Origin of the sequence: Gilliamella sp. B3801 (assembly GCF_026536645.1) — a bacterium.
Lineage (GTDB): Bacteria > Pseudomonadota > Gammaproteobacteria > Enterobacterales > Orbaceae > Gilliamella > Gilliamella apicola_I.
The window spans coordinates 117,062-135,534 of the sequence record NZ_JAFNNR010000004.1; the positions used below are offsets into that span (position 1 = coordinate 117,062).

30 protein-coding genes are annotated in these 18,473 nt (G+C 38.1%); 6 read left to right on the forward strand and 24 right to left on the reverse strand.

Annotation, left to right across the window (positions count from 1 at the left end; all coding sequences use genetic code 11):
- Window positions 1–270 precede the first annotated feature (270 nt).
- Window positions 271–2,112 (forward strand): SLC13 family permease, encoded by a 1,842-nt coding sequence (locus J3U14_RS04610; RefSeq protein WP_363317349.1) that lies wholly within the window; start codon window positions 271–273, stop codon window positions 2,110–2,112.
- Window positions 2,113–2,227: 115 nt separating this feature from the next.
- Window positions 2,228–3,190, forward strand: a complete 963-nt coding sequence (fmt, locus tag J3U14_RS04615; protein ID WP_267350322.1) for a methionyl-tRNA formyltransferase — start codon at window positions 2,228–2,230, stop codon at window positions 3,188–3,190.
- Window positions 3,191–3,233: 43 nt separating this feature from the next.
- Here fmt and tehB read toward each other — a convergent pair whose 3' ends face one another.
- A complete protein-coding gene (gene tehB / locus J3U14_RS04620) occupies window positions 3,234–4,094 on the reverse strand; it encodes an SAM-dependent methyltransferase TehB (protein WP_267350320.1) in 861 nt (286 codons plus the stop codon).
- 194 nt (window positions 4,095–4,288) lie between these two features.
- On the opposite strand from tehB, the gene fabI reads away from it, so the two are divergent.
- The 4 genes from fabI to J3U14_RS04640 all read left to right on the forward strand — a co-directional run bounded on the left by fabI (window position 4,289) and on the right by J3U14_RS04640 (window position 7,094).
- A complete protein-coding gene (gene fabI / locus J3U14_RS04625) occupies window positions 4,289–5,077 on the forward strand; it encodes an enoyl-ACP reductase FabI (protein ID WP_065558597.1) in 789 nt (262 codons plus the stop codon).
- Window positions 5,078–5,428: 351 nt separating this feature from the next.
- Window positions 5,429–5,998, forward strand: coding sequence for a peptidylprolyl isomerase (gene slyD / locus J3U14_RS04630; protein WP_267350317.1), 570 nt, complete (start codon window positions 5,429–5,431; stop codon window positions 5,996–5,998).
- A gap of 165 nt (window positions 5,999–6,163) precedes the next feature.
- A complete protein-coding gene (radC, locus tag J3U14_RS04635; protein WP_267350315.1) occupies window positions 6,164–6,832 on the forward strand; it encodes a RadC family protein in 669 nt (222 codons plus the stop codon).
- 58 nt (window positions 6,833–6,890) lie between these two features.
- Window positions 6,891–7,094, forward strand: a complete 204-nt coding sequence (locus tag J3U14_RS04640; RefSeq protein ID WP_267350314.1) for a SlyX family protein — start codon at window positions 6,891–6,893, stop codon at window positions 7,092–7,094.
- 382 nt (window positions 7,095–7,476) lie between these two features.
- Here J3U14_RS04640 and rplQ read toward each other — a convergent pair whose 3' ends face one another.
- From rplQ to rpsS, 23 genes are all read right to left on the reverse strand, one after another.
- The gene (gene rplQ, locus J3U14_RS04645; RefSeq protein ID WP_065558593.1) at window positions 7,477–7,863 is read right to left on the reverse strand and encodes a 50S ribosomal protein L17; all 387 of its coding nucleotides are present in this window, start codon (window positions 7,861–7,863) and stop codon (window positions 7,477–7,479) included.
- 29 nt (window positions 7,864–7,892) lie between these two features.
- On the reverse strand, window positions 7,893–8,882 hold the full coding sequence (locus tag J3U14_RS04650) for a DNA-directed RNA polymerase subunit alpha (protein WP_065558592.1): 990 nt from the start codon (window positions 8,880–8,882) through the stop codon (window positions 7,893–7,895).
- Between the two features lie 25 nt (window positions 8,883–8,907).
- Window positions 8,908–9,528, reverse strand: a complete 621-nt coding sequence (gene rpsD, locus J3U14_RS04655) for a 30S ribosomal protein S4 (protein ID WP_065558591.1) — start codon at window positions 9,526–9,528, stop codon at window positions 8,908–8,910.
- Between the two features lie 43 nt (window positions 9,529–9,571).
- Window positions 9,572–9,961, reverse strand: a complete 390-nt coding sequence (gene rpsK, locus J3U14_RS04660; protein WP_034948028.1) for a 30S ribosomal protein S11 — start codon at window positions 9,959–9,961, stop codon at window positions 9,572–9,574.
- A 15-nt stretch (window positions 9,962–9,976) separates the two neighbouring features.
- Entirely contained in the window at window positions 9,977–10,333 is a 357-nt protein-coding gene (gene rpsM / locus J3U14_RS04665; RefSeq protein WP_065558590.1) for a 30S ribosomal protein S13, read from the reverse strand.
- A 170-nt stretch (window positions 10,334–10,503) separates the two neighbouring features.
- Window positions 10,504–10,617 carry a 50S ribosomal protein L36 gene (rpmJ, locus tag J3U14_RS04670; protein WP_025314403.1) on the reverse strand — a complete coding sequence of 38 codons (114 nt, stop codon included), beginning with the start codon at window positions 10,615–10,617 and terminating at the stop codon, window positions 10,504–10,506.
- Between the two features lie 26 nt (window positions 10,618–10,643).
- On the reverse strand, window positions 10,644–11,984 hold the full coding sequence (gene secY / locus J3U14_RS04675; RefSeq protein WP_065558589.1) for a preprotein translocase subunit SecY: 1,341 nt from the start codon (window positions 11,982–11,984) through the stop codon (window positions 10,644–10,646).
- 8 nt (window positions 11,985–11,992) lie between these two features.
- A complete protein-coding gene (gene rplO, locus J3U14_RS04680) occupies window positions 11,993–12,427 on the reverse strand; it encodes a 50S ribosomal protein L15 (RefSeq protein WP_065558588.1) in 435 nt (144 codons plus the stop codon).
- 5 nt (window positions 12,428–12,432) lie between these two features.
- Window positions 12,433–12,612: a 50S ribosomal protein L30 gene (gene rpmD, locus J3U14_RS04685; RefSeq protein ID WP_267350311.1), complete on the reverse strand. Its 180-nt coding sequence runs from the start codon at window positions 12,610–12,612 to the stop codon at window positions 12,433–12,435.
- A gap of 6 nt (window positions 12,613–12,618) precedes the next feature.
- On the reverse strand, window positions 12,619–13,119 hold the full coding sequence (gene rpsE / locus J3U14_RS04690) for a 30S ribosomal protein S5 (protein WP_025314399.1): 501 nt from the start codon (window positions 13,117–13,119) through the stop codon (window positions 12,619–12,621).
- A gap of 14 nt (window positions 13,120–13,133) precedes the next feature.
- Window positions 13,134–13,487 (reverse strand): 50S ribosomal protein L18, encoded by a 354-nt coding sequence (rplR, locus tag J3U14_RS04695; protein ID WP_025314398.1) that lies wholly within the window; start codon window positions 13,485–13,487, stop codon window positions 13,134–13,136.
- Between the two features lie 9 nt (window positions 13,488–13,496).
- On the reverse strand, window positions 13,497–14,030 hold the full coding sequence (rplF, locus tag J3U14_RS04700; protein WP_065558586.1) for a 50S ribosomal protein L6: 534 nt from the start codon (window positions 14,028–14,030) through the stop codon (window positions 13,497–13,499).
- An 11-nt stretch (window positions 14,031–14,041) separates the two neighbouring features.
- The gene (gene rpsH / locus J3U14_RS04705; protein ID WP_065558585.1) at window positions 14,042–14,434 is read right to left on the reverse strand and encodes a 30S ribosomal protein S8; all 393 of its coding nucleotides are present in this window, start codon (window positions 14,432–14,434) and stop codon (window positions 14,042–14,044) included.
- Window positions 14,435–14,451: 17 nt separating this feature from the next.
- Window positions 14,452–14,757: a 30S ribosomal protein S14 gene (gene rpsN / locus J3U14_RS04710; protein WP_025314395.1), complete on the reverse strand. Its 306-nt coding sequence runs from the start codon at window positions 14,755–14,757 to the stop codon at window positions 14,452–14,454.
- Between the two features lie 11 nt (window positions 14,758–14,768).
- Complete coding sequence (rplE, locus tag J3U14_RS04715; RefSeq protein WP_065558584.1) at window positions 14,769–15,308, reverse strand: 50S ribosomal protein L5; 540 nt, start codon at window positions 15,306–15,308, stop codon at window positions 14,769–14,771.
- A 17-nt stretch (window positions 15,309–15,325) separates the two neighbouring features.
- Window positions 15,326–15,640: a 50S ribosomal protein L24 gene (gene rplX / locus J3U14_RS04720; protein ID WP_065558583.1), complete on the reverse strand. Its 315-nt coding sequence runs from the start codon at window positions 15,638–15,640 to the stop codon at window positions 15,326–15,328.
- A 10-nt stretch (window positions 15,641–15,650) separates the two neighbouring features.
- Window positions 15,651–16,022, reverse strand: a complete 372-nt coding sequence (gene rplN, locus J3U14_RS04725) for a 50S ribosomal protein L14 (protein ID WP_025314392.1) — start codon at window positions 16,020–16,022, stop codon at window positions 15,651–15,653.
- A gap of 196 nt (window positions 16,023–16,218) precedes the next feature.
- On the reverse strand, window positions 16,219–16,479 hold the full coding sequence (gene rpsQ / locus J3U14_RS04730) for a 30S ribosomal protein S17 (RefSeq protein WP_025314391.1): 261 nt from the start codon (window positions 16,477–16,479) through the stop codon (window positions 16,219–16,221).
- Between the two features lies 1 nt (window position 16,480).
- Window positions 16,481–16,672 carry a 50S ribosomal protein L29 gene (gene rpmC / locus J3U14_RS04735; RefSeq protein ID WP_034902373.1) on the reverse strand — a complete coding sequence of 64 codons (192 nt, stop codon included), beginning with the start codon at window positions 16,670–16,672 and terminating at the stop codon, window positions 16,481–16,483.
- The gene (gene rplP / locus J3U14_RS04740; protein WP_025314389.1) at window positions 16,673–17,083 is read right to left on the reverse strand and encodes a 50S ribosomal protein L16; all 411 of its coding nucleotides are present in this window, start codon (window positions 17,081–17,083) and stop codon (window positions 16,673–16,675) included.
- Window positions 17,084–17,095: 12 nt separating this feature from the next.
- Window positions 17,096–17,833, reverse strand: a complete 738-nt coding sequence (gene rpsC, locus J3U14_RS04745) for a 30S ribosomal protein S3 (protein WP_065558582.1) — start codon at window positions 17,831–17,833, stop codon at window positions 17,096–17,098.
- A 14-nt stretch (window positions 17,834–17,847) separates the two neighbouring features.
- The gene (gene rplV, locus J3U14_RS04750) at window positions 17,848–18,180 is read right to left on the reverse strand and encodes a 50S ribosomal protein L22 (protein WP_034884235.1); all 333 of its coding nucleotides are present in this window, start codon (window positions 18,178–18,180) and stop codon (window positions 17,848–17,850) included.
- Between the two features lie 13 nt (window positions 18,181–18,193).
- Window positions 18,194–18,472 (reverse strand): 30S ribosomal protein S19, encoded by a 279-nt coding sequence (rpsS, locus tag J3U14_RS04755; RefSeq protein ID WP_065558581.1) that lies wholly within the window; start codon window positions 18,470–18,472, stop codon window positions 18,194–18,196.
- Window position 18,473 lies beyond the last annotated feature (1 nt).

Below are 18,473 nucleotides of genomic sequence, written 5' to 3' on the forward strand. Positions count from 1 at the left end.
ATTAACAGATTAAATAATCTAAGTTAACTAAATTACACCTAAGTTTTAATAAAGCGAATAGGTTATGAAAAAAAAAGCAAAAAATGTTAAAAATGTAATGTTCGTTAATTTTTTTGAGAATAAACTTTTTTGGAAAATATTCCCTATTACAATAAATCAAGGTATTATGGTTAAAATCCAATCGTTCTCATAGAGTGACTTTTTGTGGAAAATTTGTCATCCGGGCAAAATTTATTAACCTCTTTAACTGCATTTTTGCCTCATTACTTTATCGAATATTATCCGCTTATTACTGTTTGTTTATTGCTATTGATTGCAATTTTAATGTTTTCATTCAGCAAATTAAGAATGGATATTATTGCATTGCTAACCATTACAGCTATTTCAGTCACGGGTATTTTAACGCCTGCTGAAGCGTTTTCGGGTTTTAGCGATCCTAATATCATTTTAATTGCATTATTGTTTATCATTGGTGAAAGTTTAGTCCGTACTGGCATTTCGTTCAAAATGAGCGAATATATTCTTAAGGTATCCGGAAAAAATGATGTTCGAATTATTACCTGTATTATGCTCGGTGTGGCGTTACTGGGTTCAATAATGAGTTCCACAGGCGTTGTCGCTATCTTTATTCCTGTTGCCATCAGTATTGCCAATCATACGGGTATTCATGTTAAAAAATTAATGATGCCACTGTGTATTGCCGCTTTAATTAGTGGCATGATGACATTGGTTGCAACCGCACCTAATCTGGTGGTTAATAGTGAGTTAAATCGAGCAAATTTAACCGAATTCGGTTTTTTCTCTATCACCCCTATTGGGTTAGGCGTGCTTGTTGTTGGCGTCATTTATTGTATATTAACGCGCAATTGGTTATTAACAGCTCAACAAGTTTCTCCGACAAATACCCAGCCACAAAGAAGAAAAATCACAGATTTAATCAGAGACTATAAATTAATTGGTCGGGCACATCGTGCACAAATATTACCAGGCTCGCCTTTTGTTGGTCGTACGATTGATGGTCTACATTTACGAAGTGAACACGGTGTCAATGTTATTGGTATTGAACGTTGGCGCAAATTTCAAAAAGTGTTAATCCCCGTTAACGGGGCAACAGAATTTCGGGAAAACGATATTTTATTATTAGATATGTCCCACTCCGAAGCCGATTATCGAACATTTTTATCGACCAATAATCTTGAACCTAAAGTTTTACGAGGTGAATATTTTTCGGAACAAGTGAAAGAAGTTGGCATGGCAGAAGTGGCGCTATTACCTGAATCGTCACTTTGTGGCAAAACACTCAATGAAATCGATTTTAGAGAAAAATACTTTTTAACCGTTATTGGAATTTGGCGTAATCATGCCCCTGTTGATACCAATAACTTATTCCAAGAACGTTTAGAAATGAGTGATACTTTACTGGTATGTGGGGATTGGGGATCGATTCAAAAATTACAAACTCGTACCAATGATTTTGTTGTTTTAGATTATCCGTCGGATATTGATGATGTTGCACCTGCAAGTTCTCAAGCATTTGCAGCATTAATTAATTTAGCTATTATGATTATATTGATGGTAACGGGGCTTGTTCCTAATGTCGTGGCTGCCCTAATAGCTTGTCTTTTAATGGGAGCAACACGCTGCATCGACATGAATAGTGCTTATAAATCGATACACTGGCCAACACTCATTTTGATCATCGGTATGATGCCGTTTGCTTTAGCACTGAATAAAACCGGCGGCATTTCGCTCATATCGGCATGGTTAGAAATTCATTTACGTTCTTTCAGTCCGTATATGGTGCTGACCTTCATTTTCTTATTATGTTCAACTGTTGGTCTCTTTATTTCTAATACGGCTACAGCAATACTCATTGCCCCTATTGCAATTGATCTGGCAATAAAATTTGGTTATTCACCTTATCCGTTTGCAATGACTGTGGCTATTGCGACCTCCGCTTCTTTTATCACGCCGGTCTCTTCGCCGGTAAAAACCATGGTCGTTGCGCCAGGTGGTTACAGCTTTAGTGACTTTGTAAAAGTCGGTGTACCTTTAACGTTTCTCGTTATGGCGGTGAATATTGCATTAGTACCTATATTTTTTCCTTTTTAATTATTAATTCATCATCAGTTTGATAAAACCAACATATCGATTCTTTTTGATTAAAGATTCTTAATGAAAATTAAGTTATAATTATCCGAGTTTTTTGATGATGGATTATAGACATATGCCACAAACAGCCAAGCCATTAAATATTATTTTTGCTGGTACTCCTGACTTTGCAGCAACCCATTTAAAAGCATTAATTGATGCTAAACATAATGTCATTGCGGTTTTTACTCAACCCGATCGCCCTGCCGGACGTGGTAATAAGTTAACCGCAAGTCCGGTTAAACAATTAGCAATTGAAAATCATCTTCCTGTTTATCAACCGGCAACACTCAAAACGGAAGAAAATCAAAAAATCATTGCGGAGCTAAATGCCGACATTATGATTGTGGTGGCATATGGTCTTATTTTACCGCAAGCTGTGCTTGATATGCCTAAACTAGGTTGTTTAAATGTGCATGGTTCATTATTACCAAGATGGCGAGGCGCAGCTCCTATTCAACGCGCTTGTTGGGCTGGAGATACTTTAACCGGTATCACAATTATGCAAATGGATGCTGGGCTTGATACGGGTGATATGTTATATAAACTTACCTGTCCAATTGAACCTTCTGATACAAGTGCAACGTTATATAACAAACTGGCGCAATTAGGTCCACAAGGACTACTTGATACTTTAAAACTCATTATTGAAGGGAAAATCCAACCTGAAAAACAGGATCCATCACAGGTCACTTACGCTGAAAAATTATCTAAACAAGAAGCTAAACTTGATTGGAATTTATCGGCACAGAAACTTGAACGTTGTGTTCGCGCCTTCAATCCTTGGCCTGTTAGTTATTTTGAAGTTAATGGCGAACCAGTGAAAGTATGGCAAGCAGAAGTGGTATCCACTCAACACAATCAACCAATCGGTACTATTTTACAAGCAGACAAAAAAGGGATATGCATTGCAACAAGCGATGGTGCATTAAATATGACACTGTTACAACCTGCCGGTAAAAAACCGATGTCAGCTCAAGATTTATTAAACTCTCGCAAAGCTTGGTTTGTTGTTGGTGAAAAACTAAGTACCAACTAATTAATCAATGTAAAAAATTACAGGATGAATCATCCTGTAATGATTACCTTTTTTTAGCTAGCAAAGTCGCAAATCTCAATTTAATTCGATTACCCTGACTATCGGTTTTATGTAATTCCCCAACATTTTCGTTATATTTCAGTATTTCCCAATCCTGATAATATTCCCGCAATTCATTTTCTTTAAACGTAAATGAAAACCCCACAGAACAAGGATAATCAGAAGTAGACATAGCGCTTACAATAAGATTATAACCACCCGATTTAGTCAATTTTTGCATATTATCAATAATTTCAGGGATTTTTTCAGGTTGTAAAAACATCATGACAACCGTTGAAAGAACAAAATCATACTCACCTTCTAAATTTGCTTGATTGATATCATATACCTTTGCATTAATGTGCTTTAGGTTTTCATCTTTGATGATTTGATTTAAATTACCAATACTTAATTCGGATTTATCAACTGCATTCACATCAAAACCAAGTAGCTGTAAATAGAGCGAATTGCGTCCCGAACCACAGCCTAAATCCAATACCTTTCCTAACGGGATAATTTTGCTTGCCGCTAGCACTTCAGAATGTGTTTTGGTCATTTGATACTTTTTAAAAGTATAGTCTTCAGGTAAACAGTAAAATGATAGTTGGCATTGTAAATTTTCAGATACCTGAGCGATACGATGCCATTGCTGAGGCAAAATAAAGGGAGGTTGGTGAGAAACATCATAATGATGTTGCGATATGATTTCACCTTGTTCAGTTAATATCTCAAAATCGATACTGCCCACTAGGATATTGAGCTTAGCCCAAGTGCCAACTTGCGTATTATGTTTTTCACAAAATGATTGAGGTAATGATTTAGCATTCCAAACAGGTAATGTTTTATAACAAATTAGGTTTTTCAAAATTTTATCACGAGTTAACTAAATTAATAGTTGACTATTATAGTCAATTATTGATGAGATAAACAACGTTTTGTTGGTAACTCAGCAACCAAAACAAAATCATTAAAAGTAAATTTATAGTAGCGAAGTTGACTTTATCAACATATAATCTTCACCATCCTAGACTGTATAGTAAAATAATAGAGGAAAACTTTATGGGATTTTTAACAGGTAAACGCATACTCGTTACCGGTGTTGCAAGTAATCGTTCTATTGCTTATGGTATTGCACAAGCAATGCATCGTGAGGGTGCAGAATTAGCATTCACGTATCAAAGTGATAAATTAAAAGCACGCGTTGAAGAATTTGCGGCTGACTTTGGTTCTAAAATCGTGTTACCTTGTGATGTTGCTCACGATGATAGTATTACTAACCTATTTACAGAACTAGCAAAAACATGGGATAAATTTGACGGTTTTGTTCATGCTATTGCTTTTGCGCCTGGCGATCAATTAGACGGTGACTATGTTAATGCCGTCACGCGTGAAGGTTTTGCTATCGCTCACGACATTAGTTCTTATAGCTTTGTTGCAATGGCTAAAGCATGTCGTTCGATGTTGAATCCAAATTCAGCGTTAGTGACCCTTTCTTATCTTGGTGCTGAAAGAGCGATCCCTAACTATAATGTAATGGGTCTTGCTAAAGCGTCTCTAGAAGCAAACGTGCGTTATATGGCAAATGCTATGGGGCCAGAAGGAATTCGTGTGAATGCTATCTCTGCTGGTCCAATTCGTACTCTTGCTGCATCAGGCATTAAAGATTTCAAAAAAATGCTATCACATTGTGAATCGGTTACGCCAATTCGTCGTACAGTTACAATTGAAGACGTGGGTAATTCTGCGGCATTTTTATGTTCAAACTTAGCATCGGGTATTACGGGTGAAGTTGTGCATGTTGACGGTGGATTTAGCATTGCTGCAATGAACGAGTTAGAACTTAAATAATAGGTATCATTTAAAAATAAAAAAAAGGGCATCAATATTGATGCCTTTTTTATTCGTTTATTTTCTAATTTTTTAGGATTAAAAAGGGCAGTCCATACATTCATTTGATTTCATCCTTTAATTTTTGAATCTATTCAGATATATCGTAAGTTCCACACCTTTCTTGTAAGAATTCTTTATCGACTGTTTTTATCGTGTTAACACTAACACGATGTTAATCATTATTCATTTCATGATCTTTTATCATTTCATTGGTCAGTTTTAGTCAAAAATAAAAATTATGAATACTTATCCTTCATTTTCCGTTAAAATCTTAAGATGTTTGCTCAATACAAGTTTGTTGGAGAAAAAATGAAAATAGCAAAAAATACAGTAGTCAGTTTGGCATACCAAGTTCGCACTAAAGACGGGGTTTTGGTTGACGAAGCAACAACTGTTGCACCTCTAGAATATTTACAAGGTGCGGGTAATTTATTACAAGAGCTTGAAAATGCACTAGAAGGCCATCAAGTTGGTGATAAATTTGATGTTGAACTTATCAATGCTTACGGTGATTTTAATGATGCACTGGTGCAAAATGTGCCACGTGATGTATTTGTCGGGGTTGATGAACTTGAAGTTGGCATGCGCTTTTTTGCAGATACCGACCATGGCGCTTTACCCGTTGAAATTACCGCAATTGATGGGGATACTGTGACAATTGACGGAAATCACATGTTAGCGGGACAAGATTTAAAATTTAATGTTGAAGTATTAGCTATTCGTGAAGCAACAGAAGAAGAAATTGCGCATGGACATATCCATAGTGAACATGGTCACGAACATGGGCATGGTGGTTGTGGCTGTGGCGGACACGATCATGAAGATGAAGAAGATAGTGGTTGTTGTGGTGGCGGTCATGGAAGCTGCGGTTGCCATTAAGTCATCATATTAATTTACAAAAAAGCGCTTGATAGCGCTTTTTTGTCATCATGTGAAATATTATTCATTTTTTTGAGAAACAGTTCACAGTTTTCTCAATTTTCAATTCTTTTAAGCCAATTTTCTAAGAATAATTAGTTTTTTTATGAGTGGAATACAAATACTATGCATCCTTCATGTCCAAAACTGATGCCGAGAGAAAAACTTTTACAATTTGGTGTTGAAATGCTAAGTGATGCAGAACTGCTTGCGCTATTTTTACGGACAGGTACACGAAAATTACCTGTTTTAGAACTAGCTCAAAATTTATTAAATGAATTTGGCTCATTTTATCATTTAATGAACGCTACTCATGAGCAGTTTTGTAAAAAACATGGATTAGGTACCGTTAAATATACTCAGCTCAAAGCTGTCGTTGAATTATCGCACCGATATTTGAAAGTAAAAATGACAAATGAAAATTATCTCACTTCACCTTCGTTAACTCACCATTATTTAGCTAGTCGCTTAGCTAACAAAGATCGTGAAATCTTCATGGTTATTTTTCTGGACAATCAAAATCACGTCATTACATCTGAAGAAATGTTTATTGGTACTTATAACTGTGTAGAAGTTCATCCCAGAGAAGTAGCCAGAAAAGCATTACAATATAATGCTGCCTCTTTAATTTTAGCCCACAATCACCCTTCTGGTTTAGCAGAACCAAGCCAAGCAGATCGGAATTTAACGCGCAAGTTGGATCAAGTTTGTGAATTAATCGATATCCGTATTATTGATCATATTGTAATTGGTAAAGGTGAATATGTCTCATTTGCTGAACGTGGATGGATTTAATTGTTATTTTTACTTACAATAGAGGTCAATATTTAAAAAGTCTAATTGTGAAAATAATATGAGACAACAAATTGAATTATTAGAAACCAAAGTTGCGTTTCAAGAAATCACCATTGAAGAATTAAACCAAGCAGTAACCAACCTTCAAGCCGATGTTAGTAAACTAAAAGAGCAATTAATGTTATTATCACAAAAACTACAAGCCACTCAAACATCGAATATTGCTAATTTATCTGAGGAAACCCCACCACCACACTATTAATTATGTTTATAGTCAGATATCTCAATGATGAAATAATAATGTAGCCTATTTTTAAAAAACTATTAATACTTATTTATTAGATGCTCTTAAATTAACATTAGAAATATCCAGAAGAGTTATAAAAACATCGATATCTAAATCTACTTAAAAATAAATTAACATTGAAATTTCAATTAAACTAATCCCTCTCAATAGATTTTCATGGCATATGTTTATTAAAAACAACATAAGCTTAATTTTTAATCAATTAAAGAATAGGAATATAGTAGATTTAGATACGATGAACTTAAGGATAAGGAAACCAAAGTTAAAGGATCTGTGATAGATATCATCAATAAAAAACCGGCGTATAGCCGGCTTTTGTATACAATGATTTAAAATCTTATTCAGCTGTTGCTTCTGCTTCTACTGCAGGGCGATCAACTAATTCAATATAAGCCATTGGAGCATTATCTCCGTCACGGAAACCACATTTCAAAATACGTACATAACCACCTGGACGGGTAGCAAAACGTGGACCTAGATCTGAAAATAATTTTTTCACTGTATCTTTATCACGGATACGAGCAAAAGCCAAACGGCGATTAGCTACGCTATCGCTTTTGGCTAGCGTAATTAACGGTTCAACAACACGACGCAACTCTTTTGCTTTAGGCAATGTAGTTTTGATGATTTCATGTTCAACAAGTGAACTAGTCATGTTACGAAACATTGCTTGACGATGGCTGCTATTTCGGTTCAGTTGACGACCACTTTTACGATGGCGCATAACTTTATCCTTCTTATATAAATTTTATTTTAGTCTTCAACAATACTTGCTGGTGGCCAGTTCTCAAGACGCATGCCTAAAGACAAACCACGAGATGCGAGCACATCCTTAATTTCAGTAAGTGATTTCTTACCAAGATTAGGGGTTTTAAGTAGCTCAACTTCTGTACGTTGTACTAAATCACCAATATAATGAACTGCTTCTGCTTTTAAGCAATTAGCAGACCGAACAGTTAATTCGAGATCATCTACTGGACGTAGAAGAATCGGATCAAATTCCGGTTTATCTTCTTTAACTTCAGGTTGACGTACATCACGTAAATCAACGAAAGCTTCAAGTTGTTCAGCCAAAATAGTTGACGCACGACGAATAGCTTCTTCTGGATCGATAGTACCATTAGTTTCCATATCAATAACCAGTTTATCTAAATCGGTGCGTTGTTCCACACGAGCTGCATCGACAGAATAAGCGATACGCTCGACAGGACTATAACATGCATCAACTAATAAACGACCAATTGGTCGCTCTTCATCTTCTGACTTAACGCGAGCAGAAGCAGGGACATAACCACGTCCTCGTTGTACACGAATACGCATACTAATTGAAGCATTTGCATCAGTAAGATGACAAATCACTAAATCAGGATTAACAATTTCAACATCACCATCATGAGTGATATCAGATGCAGTTACCGCACCAATGCCTGATTTGTTTAAAGTCAGCATAACATCATCTTTGGTATGTACACGTACTGCTAATTTTTTCAAATTAAGCAAAATATCAAGTACATCTTCTTGAACGCCTTCTTTAGTACTGTACTCATGCAGAACACCGTCAATTTCAACTTCGGTTACTGCATATCCAGGCATTGATGATAATAAAATGCGGCGTAGTGCATTACCTAAAGTATGACCAAAACCACGCTCAAGTGGCTCTAAAGTCACTTTCGCATGAGTTTGAGTGTATTGAACAACATCAACTAGGTGAGGTTTTAAAAACTCTGTTACAGAACCCTGCATTATGTCCTCTCTTAAGTGCTAAACTTTACTTAGAGTAAAGTTCGACGATCAAATGTTCGTTGATGTCAGCAGATAAATCTGAACGTTCTGGTAAGCGTTTAAATACACCTTCCATTTTGCTAGCATCAACTTCTAACCATGTAGGTTTTTCACGTTGCTCAGCTAACTCTAAAGCAGCTTTAATACGTGCTTGTTTTTTTGATTTTTCGCGAACGCTGATCACATCTTCAGGCGAAACTTGATAAGATGCAATGTTCACAACATGACCATTAACAAGAACAGCTTTATGACTAACTAATTGACGAGCTTCAGCGCGAGTTGCACCAAATCCCATACGATAAACAACGTTATCTAAGCGACGTTCTAAAAGACCTAATAGGTTTTCACCTGTATTACCTTTAATACGTGCTGCATTTTTGTAGTAATTACGGAATTGACGTTCTAAAATTCCATAAATACGTCTAACTTTTTGTTTTTCGCGTAACTGAACACCATAATCTGATAAACGCGGTTTACGCGCACCATGTTGTCCAGGAGCTTGTTCTAACTTACATTTACTGTCAACCGCTCGAACACCAGATTTAAGGAATAAATCAGTACCTTCACGACGACTTAATTTGAGCTTTGGTCCCAAATATCTTGCCATTTTATTTCTCCAATAATCCTAAACATTCAATGTTTAATAAACATTAAACACGACGTTTCTTTGGTGGACGACAACCGTTATGAGGAATCGGAGTAACATCAGTAATATTAGTGATGCGATAACCCGCTGCATTTAATGCACGAATTGTTGACTCACGACCAGGACCAGGTCCTTTTACCATAACTTCCAGATTCTTAATTCCGTAATCTTTTACGGCTTCTGCACAACGTTCAGCAGCTACTTGAGCAGCAAACGGAGTGGACTTACGAGAGCCACGGAAACCAGAACCACCAGCGGTTGCCCAACCCAACGCATTACCTTGACGATCGGTAATAGTTACGATTGTATTGTTAAATGATGCATGAATATGAGCTACACCATCAGAAACTTGTTTTTTTACACGTTTACGTGTACGAACAGGTGTCTTTGCCATTTATTATCACCTCAATTATTTCTTGATTGGCTTACGCGGTCCCTTGCGGGTACGAGCGTTAGTCTTAGTGCGTTGACCACGAACTGGAAGTCCACGACGATGACGGATGCCACGATAACAACCAAGGTCTAATAAACGCTTGATACTCATAGTTACTTCACGACGTAAATCACCTTCAACAGTAAATTTAGCGACTTGTTCACGTAACTTCTCAATCTGATCTTCAGATAGTTCTCTGATCTTAACATGTTCAGGAATACCTGCTTCAGCACAAATTGTCTTAGCGCGAGTATTACCGATACCATAAATTGCTTGTAACGCAATTACAGCATGTTGCTGATCAGGAATGTTAATGCCTGCTATACGGGCCACTATGCACTCCTTTATTGTTAATGTTTAACAAACTCACCATACTGAAAAGCCCGTTTTCAGGATACTCAAACAGTAAGTCTGCAAATAAAATTTAGGCTGGCTATTCTAGCCAGCTTTACTATACTTTGGCAAGTAAAATATGCAAAAGTTCAACTTTTAGGCTAAATAAATTAACCTTGACGTTGCTTATGTTTACCTTCAACACAAATAACACGAACGATGCCATTGCGTTTAATGATTTTACAATTTCTGCATAATTTCTTGACTGAAGCACGAACTTTCATTTTTTTCTCCGTAACTTCTGGCTAACTTATCGGCCGTAGCCTTTAAGGTTCGCTTTCTTTAACACTGACTCATAACGATTTGGCATCATTAAAGTCTGTACTTGTGCCATAAAATCCATGATTACAACAACCACAATTAATAAAGATGTTCCACCAAATTGAACTGGAACCTTCATTGCACTTGTCATAAACATTGGTACCAAACATACAAAAGTAATGTAGATTGCGCCTATTAATGTTAAACGTGTCATTACTTTGTCAATATATTTAGATGTTTGCTCACCTGGGCGGATACCTGGAATAAATGCACCAGATTTTTTAAGCTGATCTGCTGTCTCTCTAGGGTTGAAAACCAACGCTGTATAGAAGAAACAAAAGAAGATTATCGCTGCCGCAAAAAAGATTATGTATAACGGTTGGTCATGAGAGAAATATTGACCAATAAGTACAAATACATATCTCCAGCCTTCACCATTTCCTTGAAACCAAGATGCCATCATAGATGGTAACATAATAATTGTTGAGGCAAATATCGCTGGAATAACGCCAGCCATATTAATTTTTAATGGTAAATGTGATGTTTGCGCTGCATAAACGCGACGCCCTTGTTGACGTTGGGCATAGTTAACTACGATTCGACGTTGACCACGCTCAACAAAAACAACAAAATAAGTCACACCTATCACTAAAGCTGCGACAACTAATAATAGAATCGGATTCAATTCACCAGAACGAGCTTGTTCAATTGTTTCATATATTGCATGAGGAAGACCCGCCACAATTCCAGAGAAAATAATGATTGAAATACCATTACCTACTCCACGTTCCGTGATCTGCTCACCAAGCCACATAAGAAACATAGTGCCAGTAACTAAACTAACCGATGCAATGAAATAGAAAGAAAATCCTGGATTAGTCACAACACGCTCATAACCAGGAATATTTGGTAAACCAGTCGCAATACCAACTGCTTGTACAATAGCTAAAGCCAATGTGCCATAACGAGTGTACTGGCTAATTTTCTTACGACCTGATTCACCTTCTTTCTTCAATTCTGCCAATTTAGGGTTAATGGCCGTTAATAACTGCACAATAATCGATGCAGAAATATAAGGCATTATCCCTAATGCAAAAATTGAAGCACGGCTTAAAGCACCACCAGAGAACATATTGAACATATCCACAATACCATTAGATGATGCTTGTGAAAGTATGTCCGATAACGCTTTAGTATCAATGCCAGGAACTGGAATATAAGAACCTAAACGAAAAACAATCAGTGCTAAAAGCACAAATAGTAAACGCTTCTTAAGTTCACCCCCACCACCACGGGCACTTTGAAAATCTAATCCTGGTTGCTTTGCCATCTTTCTAATTATTCCTCAATTTTTCCGCCAGCAGCTTCAATTGCAGCTTTAGCACCTTTCGTTACACGAATACCACGAACTGTTACTGGTTTTGTAACTTCACCAGATAACATGATTTTTGCGTATTCGATTTGTGAATTAATCACATTTGCAACTTTTAAGCTATTTAGGTCAACAACATCACCTTCAACTTTCATTAAATCTGAAAGGCGAACTTGTGCTGTAACTAGAGCTTTACGAGAAGTAAAACCAAATTTTGGTAATCGACGATATAAAGGCATTTGACCACCTTCAAAGCCACGACGAACGCCGCCACCTGAACGTGATTTTTGACCTTTGATACCACGGGTACCTGTTTTACCTAATCCAGAACCGATACCTCGGCCTAGACGTTTTGGTGCATGCTTTGAACCTTCAGCAGGAGATAAAGTATTTAAACGCATTACTATTACTCCTCAACTTTGACCATGTAATAAACTTGGTTTACCATACCACGAATAGCAGGAGTATCCTCGCGCTCAACAGTATGACCAATATGACGTAATCCAAGTCCGACTAACGTTGCTTTATGCTTCGGTATGCGTCCAATAGAACTACGAGTTTGTGTAATTTTAATTGTCTTTGCCATGGTTAATTACCCCAAAATTTCTTCGACGGTTTTACCACGCTTAGCAGCAACCATTTCTGGTGATTTCATATTTTCTAAGCCATCAATCGTTGCACGAACCACATTAATTGGGTTTGTTGAACCATATGCTTTAGCTAGAACGTTACGAACACCAGCAACTTCTAATACAGCACGCATTGCACCACCGGCGATAATACCAGTACCTTCTGATGCTGGTTGCATATAAACACGAGAACCTGTATGAGCACCTTTAACAGGATGCTGTAAAGTATCGTTATTTAAAGCAACATTAATCATATTACGACGTGCTTTTTCCATTGCTTTTTGGATTGCTGCTGGCACTTCACGTGCTTTACCATATCCAAAACCTACGCGGCCATTACCGTCACCAACAACTGTTAGTGCAGAAAAACTAAAAATACGACCACCTTTTACGGTTTTAGAAACTCGGTTAACTGCGATTAGTTTTTCCTGCAGTTCACCAGCTTGTTTTTCGATGTTTGACATCTTTAACTCCTACCTTAGAACTGTAGGCCAGCTTCGCGAGCAGCATCTGCTAGCGCCTGAACTCGACCATGATATTGGAAACCCGAACGATCAAAAGAAACTTCTTTGATATCTTTCGCTAATGCGCGCTCTGCGATTGCTTTACCAACTGCAGCTGCTGCATCTTTGTTTCCGGTGTATTTTAAACTTTCACTGATAGCTTTTTCTAATGTAGAAGCAGCTGCCAGTACTTCTGATCCGTTTGGTGCGATAATCTGCGCATAAATATGACGCGGAGTACGGTGAACCACTAAGCGAGTTGCAAGTAGTTCATGCATCTTGCGACGCGCTTTAGTTGCACGACGGATACGAGCTGATTTCTTATCCATAGTGTTACCTTACTTTTTCTTAGCTTCTTTAGTACGCACAACTTCATCTGCGTAACGAACACCTTTACCTTTATAAGGTTCAGGACGACGATAAGCACGGATATCTGCTGCCACTTGTCCAATTAACTGCTTATCAGCACTTTTCAGTATGATTTCAGTTTGTGATGGACATTCTGCGGTCACACCAGCAGGTAATTGATGCTCAATTGGATGTGAATATCCAAGAGATAGACCAATAGCATTACCTTTAACTTGTGCACGATAACCGACACCAACTAGCTGAAGTTTTTTAGTAAAACCTTCAGTAACACCAATAACCATTGCATTAATCAACGCACGTGCAGTACCAGCTTGAGCCCAAGCATTCGCAAAGCCGTCACGAGGAGCAAATTTAATTTGACCTTCTTCTTGATTAATAACAACAGCATTATTAATTGTACGAGTTAACTCGCCATTTTTACCTTTAATCGTAATTACCTGACCATTGAGTTTTACCTCTACGCCAGCAGGAACAACGACAGGTGCTTTTGCAACACGAGACATTTTTTTCTCCCTTACGCTACGTAGCAGATAATTTCACCACCAAGACCTGCTTGGCGTGCTGCTCGATCAGTCATAACACCTTTAGAAGTAGAAACAACTGCGATACCTAATCCAGCCATAACTTTTGGCAATTCGTCTTTACGTTTATAAATACGTAAACCTGGACGGCTAACACGTTTAATACTTTCTACTACAGCCTTACCTTGGAAATATTTTAATGAAATTTCCAATTCTGGCTTAGTGTCACCAACAACTTTATAGTCTCCGATGTAACCTTCTTCTTTTAGCACATTGGCAATTGCCACTTTTAGCTTAGAGGAAGGCATGGTGACTGCAACTTTATTCGCAGCTTGACCGTTACGAATACGGGTCAACATATCTGCTATAGGATCTTGCATGCTCATCTATAACACTCCCCTGATTACCAACTTGCCTTTTTAAGACCAGGAATCTCACCACGCATGGCTGATTCACGAACCTTAATACGGCTTAAACCAAACTTACGAAGGACGCCATGAGGACGACCTGTTTGACGACAACGACGACGTTGACGTGATGGACTAGAATCACGAGGAAGCGTTTGCAATTTAAGCACTGCATTCCAACGATCTTCATCTGATGCATTAAGATCAGAGATAATCGCTTTTAATTCTTGACGCTTTGCAAAATATTTTTCTGCTAGCTTTACGCGTTTCTTATCGCGTTCAATCATTGATTGTTTAGCCATTATGCCCTACCTTACTTACGAAATGGGAAGTTAAAGGCAGATAATAAAGCTCGGCCTTCTTCATCTGATTGTGCACTTGTTGTGATAGTAATATCTAAACCACGAACACGATCAACTTTATCATAATCGATTTCAGGGAAAACGATTTGTTCACGAACACCCATGCTATAGTTACCACGACCATCGAAAGATTTTGCGCTTAAACCGCGGAAATCTCGAGTACGAGGAAGCGCAATATAAACTAGACGTTCAAAAAATTCCCACATACGTTCGCCACGTAAAGTGACTTTACAACCAATAGGATACCCTTGACGGATTTTAAAACCAGCAACTGATTTGCGTGCTTTTGTGACAAGTGGTTTTTGACCACTGATTGCTGCTAAATCTGCAACCGCATTATCTAATAATTTCTTATCAGTAATTGCTTCACCCACACCCATATTCAAGGTGATCTTTTCGATCCGAGGGACTTGCATGACAGATTTGTAGCCAAACTGTTCTTGCAGTTTATTTACTACCTGTGCTTTGTAGTAATCATGCAGTTTCGCCATCGTACACTCCAAATTACTTAATTAATTAATTCATTAGTAGACTTATAAAAACGGACTTTTTTACCATTTTCAATTCTAAAGCCTACGCGATCTGCTTTGCCTGTAGCTGGGTTAAAAATTGCCACATTAGAAACATTAATAGCTGCTTCTTTTTCAACAATTCCACCTTCTTGATTTAATGCAGGTACTGGTTTTTGGTGTTTTTTCACCAAATTAATACCTTCAACAATCACTTTGCCTGTAGACAAAACACTTTTTACTTTACCGCGTTTACCTTTATCTTTACCGGTTAACACGATAACTTCATCTTCTCGACGGATTTTCGCTGCCATTACCCGCTCCTTACAGTACTTCTGGTGCTAATGAAATGATCTTCATAAACTTCTCAGAACGAAGTTCACGAGTGACCGGTCCAAAAATACGCGTACCAATCGGTTGCTCACTGTTATTGTTTAAAATAACACAAGCATTGCGATCGAAACGAATGACAGATCCATCAGGACGACGAACACCTTTTCTAGTGCGCACGACAACAGCTTTAAGTACATCACCTTTTTTTACTTTACCACGTGGAATTGCTTCTTTAATGGTAACCTTGATGATATCACCAACCGCTGCATAACGACGGTGCGATCCACCGAGAACCTTGATACACATTACACTACGTGCGCCAGAGTTATCGGCAACATCTAGCCTAGTCTGTTCTTGGATCATTTTAATGCTCCGTATAAATAAATTATTGTCTAATCTACCTTCATCCACCTCAACTACCATGGATAAGAATAGACAACCAAAAACCCACATATGTGAGGGCGCATAGTATAACACCACTCAAATAAAATGGATAGCATAAAATAAACGGCTGCATTTAGCCGTTTATTATATTATGTACAGTTTTTAATCGATTAGATTAACTAACTGCTTTTTCTACGATTCGAACAAGAGTCCAAGATTTGGTTTTTGATAATGGACGACACTCTTTAATTTCTACAGTATCACCAATACCACACTCGTTGTTTTCATCATGTACATGCAATTTAGTCGTACGTTTAATGAACTTACCATATAACGGATGCTTCACTTTACGTTCAATAGCTACAGTAATAGATTTATCCATTTTGTCGCTAATAACACGACCTTGCTGAGTACGAATTTTTACTTCAGTAGTCATATTACGCACCCGCCTTTTCAGTTAATAACGTTTTAACTCGTGCAATATTACGACGCACTTGTTTTAACATATGAGTCTGTGTCAACTGACCTCCAGCTAATTGCATACGTAAGTTAAATTGCTCACGTAATAAATTAAGAAGTTCAGTATTTAACTCTTCAACGCTTTTTTCGCGTAGCTCTTTTGCTTTCATTTACATCACCGTCTTAATCACAAAGGTGGTTTTAATTGGCAGTTTTGCAGCTGCCAACGCAAATGCTTCACGAGCAACTTCTTCCGGTACTCCGTCCATTTCATAAAGGACTTTACCTGGTTGAATCTGAGCAACCCAGTATTCAACGTTACCCTTACCTTTACCCATACGCACTTCAAGTGGTTTTTCAGTAATTGGTTTATCAGGGAAAACTCGAATCCAGATTTTACCTTGACGCTTAACTGCACGAGTCATTGCACGACGTGCTGCTTCGATCTGGCGCGCAGTCAAACGACCACGACCCACAGCCTTAAGACCGAATGTACCGAAACTTACGTCAGTACTCACAGCTAGACCACGATTGCGGCCCTTGTGCACTTTACGGAATTTTGTACGCTTTGGTTGTAACATCAGCGACGCTCCTTATTGTTTTCGGCCTTTGCGCTGCTTTTTCGGTTGAGCAGCAGGTTGTTTTTCTGCTTGTTCAACGGCAGCCATACCACCAAGGATCTCACCTTTGAAGATCCACACTTTAACACCAATAATACCATAGGTAGTTAATGCTTCAGACACTCCGTAGTCGATGTCAGCTCGTAGTGTATGTAGAGGTACACGACCTTCACGATACCACTCTGAGCGAGCAATTTCAGCGCCGCCTAAACGACCACTTACTTCAACTTTGATACCTTTAGCACCCGCTTTCATTGCGTTTTGTACCGCACGTTTCATTGCACGACGGAACATAACACGGCGTTCTAACTGAGAAGTAATGCTGTCAGCAACTAATTTTGCATCAAGTTCAGGTTTACGAACTTCAGCAATATTAATTTGTACTGCAACATCACGTTTTTCTCTTTTGTCTTTATACTTATTGACAATAGAAGCTACGGCATTACGTAATTTTTCAACGTCCTCACCTTTTTTACCAATCACGATACCTGGACGAGCAGTGTGAATAGTAATGCGAACGTTAGTTTCTGCTGAACGGTCGATTACAATTTTAGAGATTGACGCTTGTGCTAATTCTTTATTTAAGAATTCACGCACTCTAAAATCACTTTCTAAATTATCAGCGAATGTCTTTGTACCCGAATACCATGTAGATGTCCAAGGCTTGACAATGCCTAATCGGATACCATTTGGATTTACTTTTTGACCCATTGCTATTCTCCAGCCTAGCGATCTGAGACGATCACGGTGATGTGACTCGTACGCTTCAAAATTCGATCTGCACGACCTTTCGCACGAGGCATAATACGCTTCATGGTTGGGCCTTCGTCTACGAAAATTTTCGCAACTTTTAGATCATCAATATCAGCACCATCGTTATGCTCTGCATTAGCAATAGCAGACTCTAATACTTTTTTAACAAGTACAGCCGCTTTTTTATTGGTGTACGTTAAAATATCAAGTGCCTGAGACACTTTTTTACCGCGAACAAGATCTGCAACTAAGCGAACTTTTTGTGCAGAAGAACGAGCGTGGCGGTACTTTGCAATTGTTTCCATCTCTTTCTCCTACTTATTTCTTCTTAGCTTTCTTATCCGCAGCGTGACCGCGATAAGTACGAGTCGGCGCGAATTCACCCAATTTATGACCAACCATTTCGTCGGTAACATAAACTGGAACGTGCTGACGACCATTATGGACAGCGATGGTCAAACCGATCATGTTAGGAAAGATCGTTGAACGACGGGACCAAGTACGAATTGGTTTCTTGTCCCCGCTTTCCACCGCTTTCTCTACCTTCTTCAGCAAGTGTAGGTCAATAAAAGGACCCTTCTTGAGAGAACGTGGCATA

Excerpts from the sequence above, each read along its gene's own strand:
- rplQ (WP_065558593.1), bottom strand. The coding sequence starts at position 7,863 with ATGCGCCATCGTAAAAGTGGTCGTCAACTGAACCGAAATAGCAGCCAT.
- rpsC (WP_065558582.1), bottom strand. The coding sequence starts at position 17,833 with ATGGGTCAAAAAGTAAATCCAAATGGTATCCGATTAGGCATTGTCAAG.
- radC (WP_267350315.1), top strand. The coding sequence starts at position 6,164 with ATGCATCCTTCATGTCCAAAACTGATGCCGAGAGAAAAACTTTTACAA.
- J3U14_RS04650 (WP_065558592.1), bottom strand. The coding sequence starts at position 8,882 with ATGCAGGGTTCTGTAACAGAGTTTTTAAAACCTCACCTAGTTGATGTT.
- rpmC (WP_034902373.1), bottom strand. The coding sequence starts at position 16,672 with ATGAAAGCAAAAGAGCTACGCGAAAAAAGCGTTGAAGAGTTAAATACT.
- fmt (WP_267350322.1), top strand. The coding sequence starts at position 2,228 with ATGCCACAAACAGCCAAGCCATTAAATATTATTTTTGCTGGTACTCCT.
- rplO (WP_065558588.1), bottom strand. The coding sequence starts at position 12,427 with ATGCGTTTAAATACTTTATCTCCTGCTGAAGGTTCAAAGCATGCACCA.
- rplF (WP_065558586.1), bottom strand. The coding sequence starts at position 14,030 with ATGTCTCGTGTTGCAAAAGCACCTGTCGTTGTTCCTGCTGGCGTAGAG.
- rpsK (WP_034948028.1), bottom strand. The coding sequence starts at position 9,961 with ATGGCAAAGACACCTGTTCGTACACGTAAACGTGTAAAAAAACAAGTT.
- rplE (WP_065558584.1), bottom strand. The coding sequence starts at position 15,308 with ATGGCGAAACTGCATGATTACTACAAAGCACAGGTAGTAAATAAACTG.
- rpsH (WP_065558585.1), bottom strand. The coding sequence starts at position 14,434 with ATGAGCATGCAAGATCCTATAGCAGATATGTTGACCCGTATTCGTAAC.
- rpsD (WP_065558591.1), bottom strand. The coding sequence starts at position 9,528 with ATGGCAAGATATTTGGGACCAAAGCTCAAATTAAGTCGTCGTGAAGGT.
- rplP (WP_025314389.1), bottom strand. The coding sequence starts at position 17,083 with ATGTTACAACCAAAGCGTACAAAATTCCGTAAAGTGCACAAGGGCCGC.
- rpsN (WP_025314395.1), bottom strand. The coding sequence starts at position 14,757 with ATGGCTAAACAATCAATGATTGAACGCGATAAGAAACGCGTAAAGCTA.
- rplX (WP_065558583.1), bottom strand. The coding sequence starts at position 15,640 with ATGGCAGCGAAAATCCGTCGAGAAGATGAAGTTATCGTGTTAACCGGT.
- rpmJ (WP_025314403.1), bottom strand. The coding sequence starts at position 10,617 with ATGAAAGTTCGTGCTTCAGTCAAGAAATTATGCAGAAATTGTAAAATC.
- slyD (WP_267350317.1), top strand. The coding sequence starts at position 5,429 with ATGAAAATAGCAAAAAATACAGTAGTCAGTTTGGCATACCAAGTTCGC.
- rplR (WP_025314398.1), bottom strand. The coding sequence starts at position 13,487 with ATGGATAAGAAATCAGCTCGTATCCGTCGTGCAACTAAAGCGCGTCGC.
- rpsQ (WP_025314391.1), bottom strand. The coding sequence starts at position 16,479 with ATGACTACTGAAGTAAAAATTCGTACTCAGCAAGGTCGTGTTATTAGC.
- rplN (WP_025314392.1), bottom strand. The coding sequence starts at position 16,022 with ATGATCCAAGAACAGACTAGGCTAGATGTTGCCGATAACTCTGGCGCA.
- rplV (WP_034884235.1), bottom strand. The coding sequence starts at position 18,180 with ATGGAAACAATTGCAAAGTACCGCCACGCTCGTTCTTCTGCACAAAAA.
- rpmD (WP_267350311.1), bottom strand. The coding sequence starts at position 12,612 with ATGGCAAAGACAATTAAAATTACACAAACTCGTAGTTCTATTGGACGC.
- fabI (WP_065558597.1), top strand. The coding sequence starts at position 4,289 with ATGGGATTTTTAACAGGTAAACGCATACTCGTTACCGGTGTTGCAAGT.
- J3U14_RS04640 (WP_267350314.1), top strand. The coding sequence starts at position 6,891 with ATGAGACAACAAATTGAATTATTAGAAACCAAAGTTGCGTTTCAAGAA.
- rpsS (WP_065558581.1), bottom strand. The coding sequence starts at position 18,472 with ATGCCACGTTCTCTCAAGAAGGGTCCTTTTATTGACCTACACTTGCTG.
- rpsE (WP_025314399.1), bottom strand. The coding sequence starts at position 13,119 with ATGTCAAACATCGAAAAACAAGCTGGTGAACTGCAGGAAAAACTAATC.
- secY (WP_065558589.1), bottom strand. The coding sequence starts at position 11,984 with ATGGCAAAGCAACCAGGATTAGATTTTCAAAGTGCCCGTGGTGGTGGG.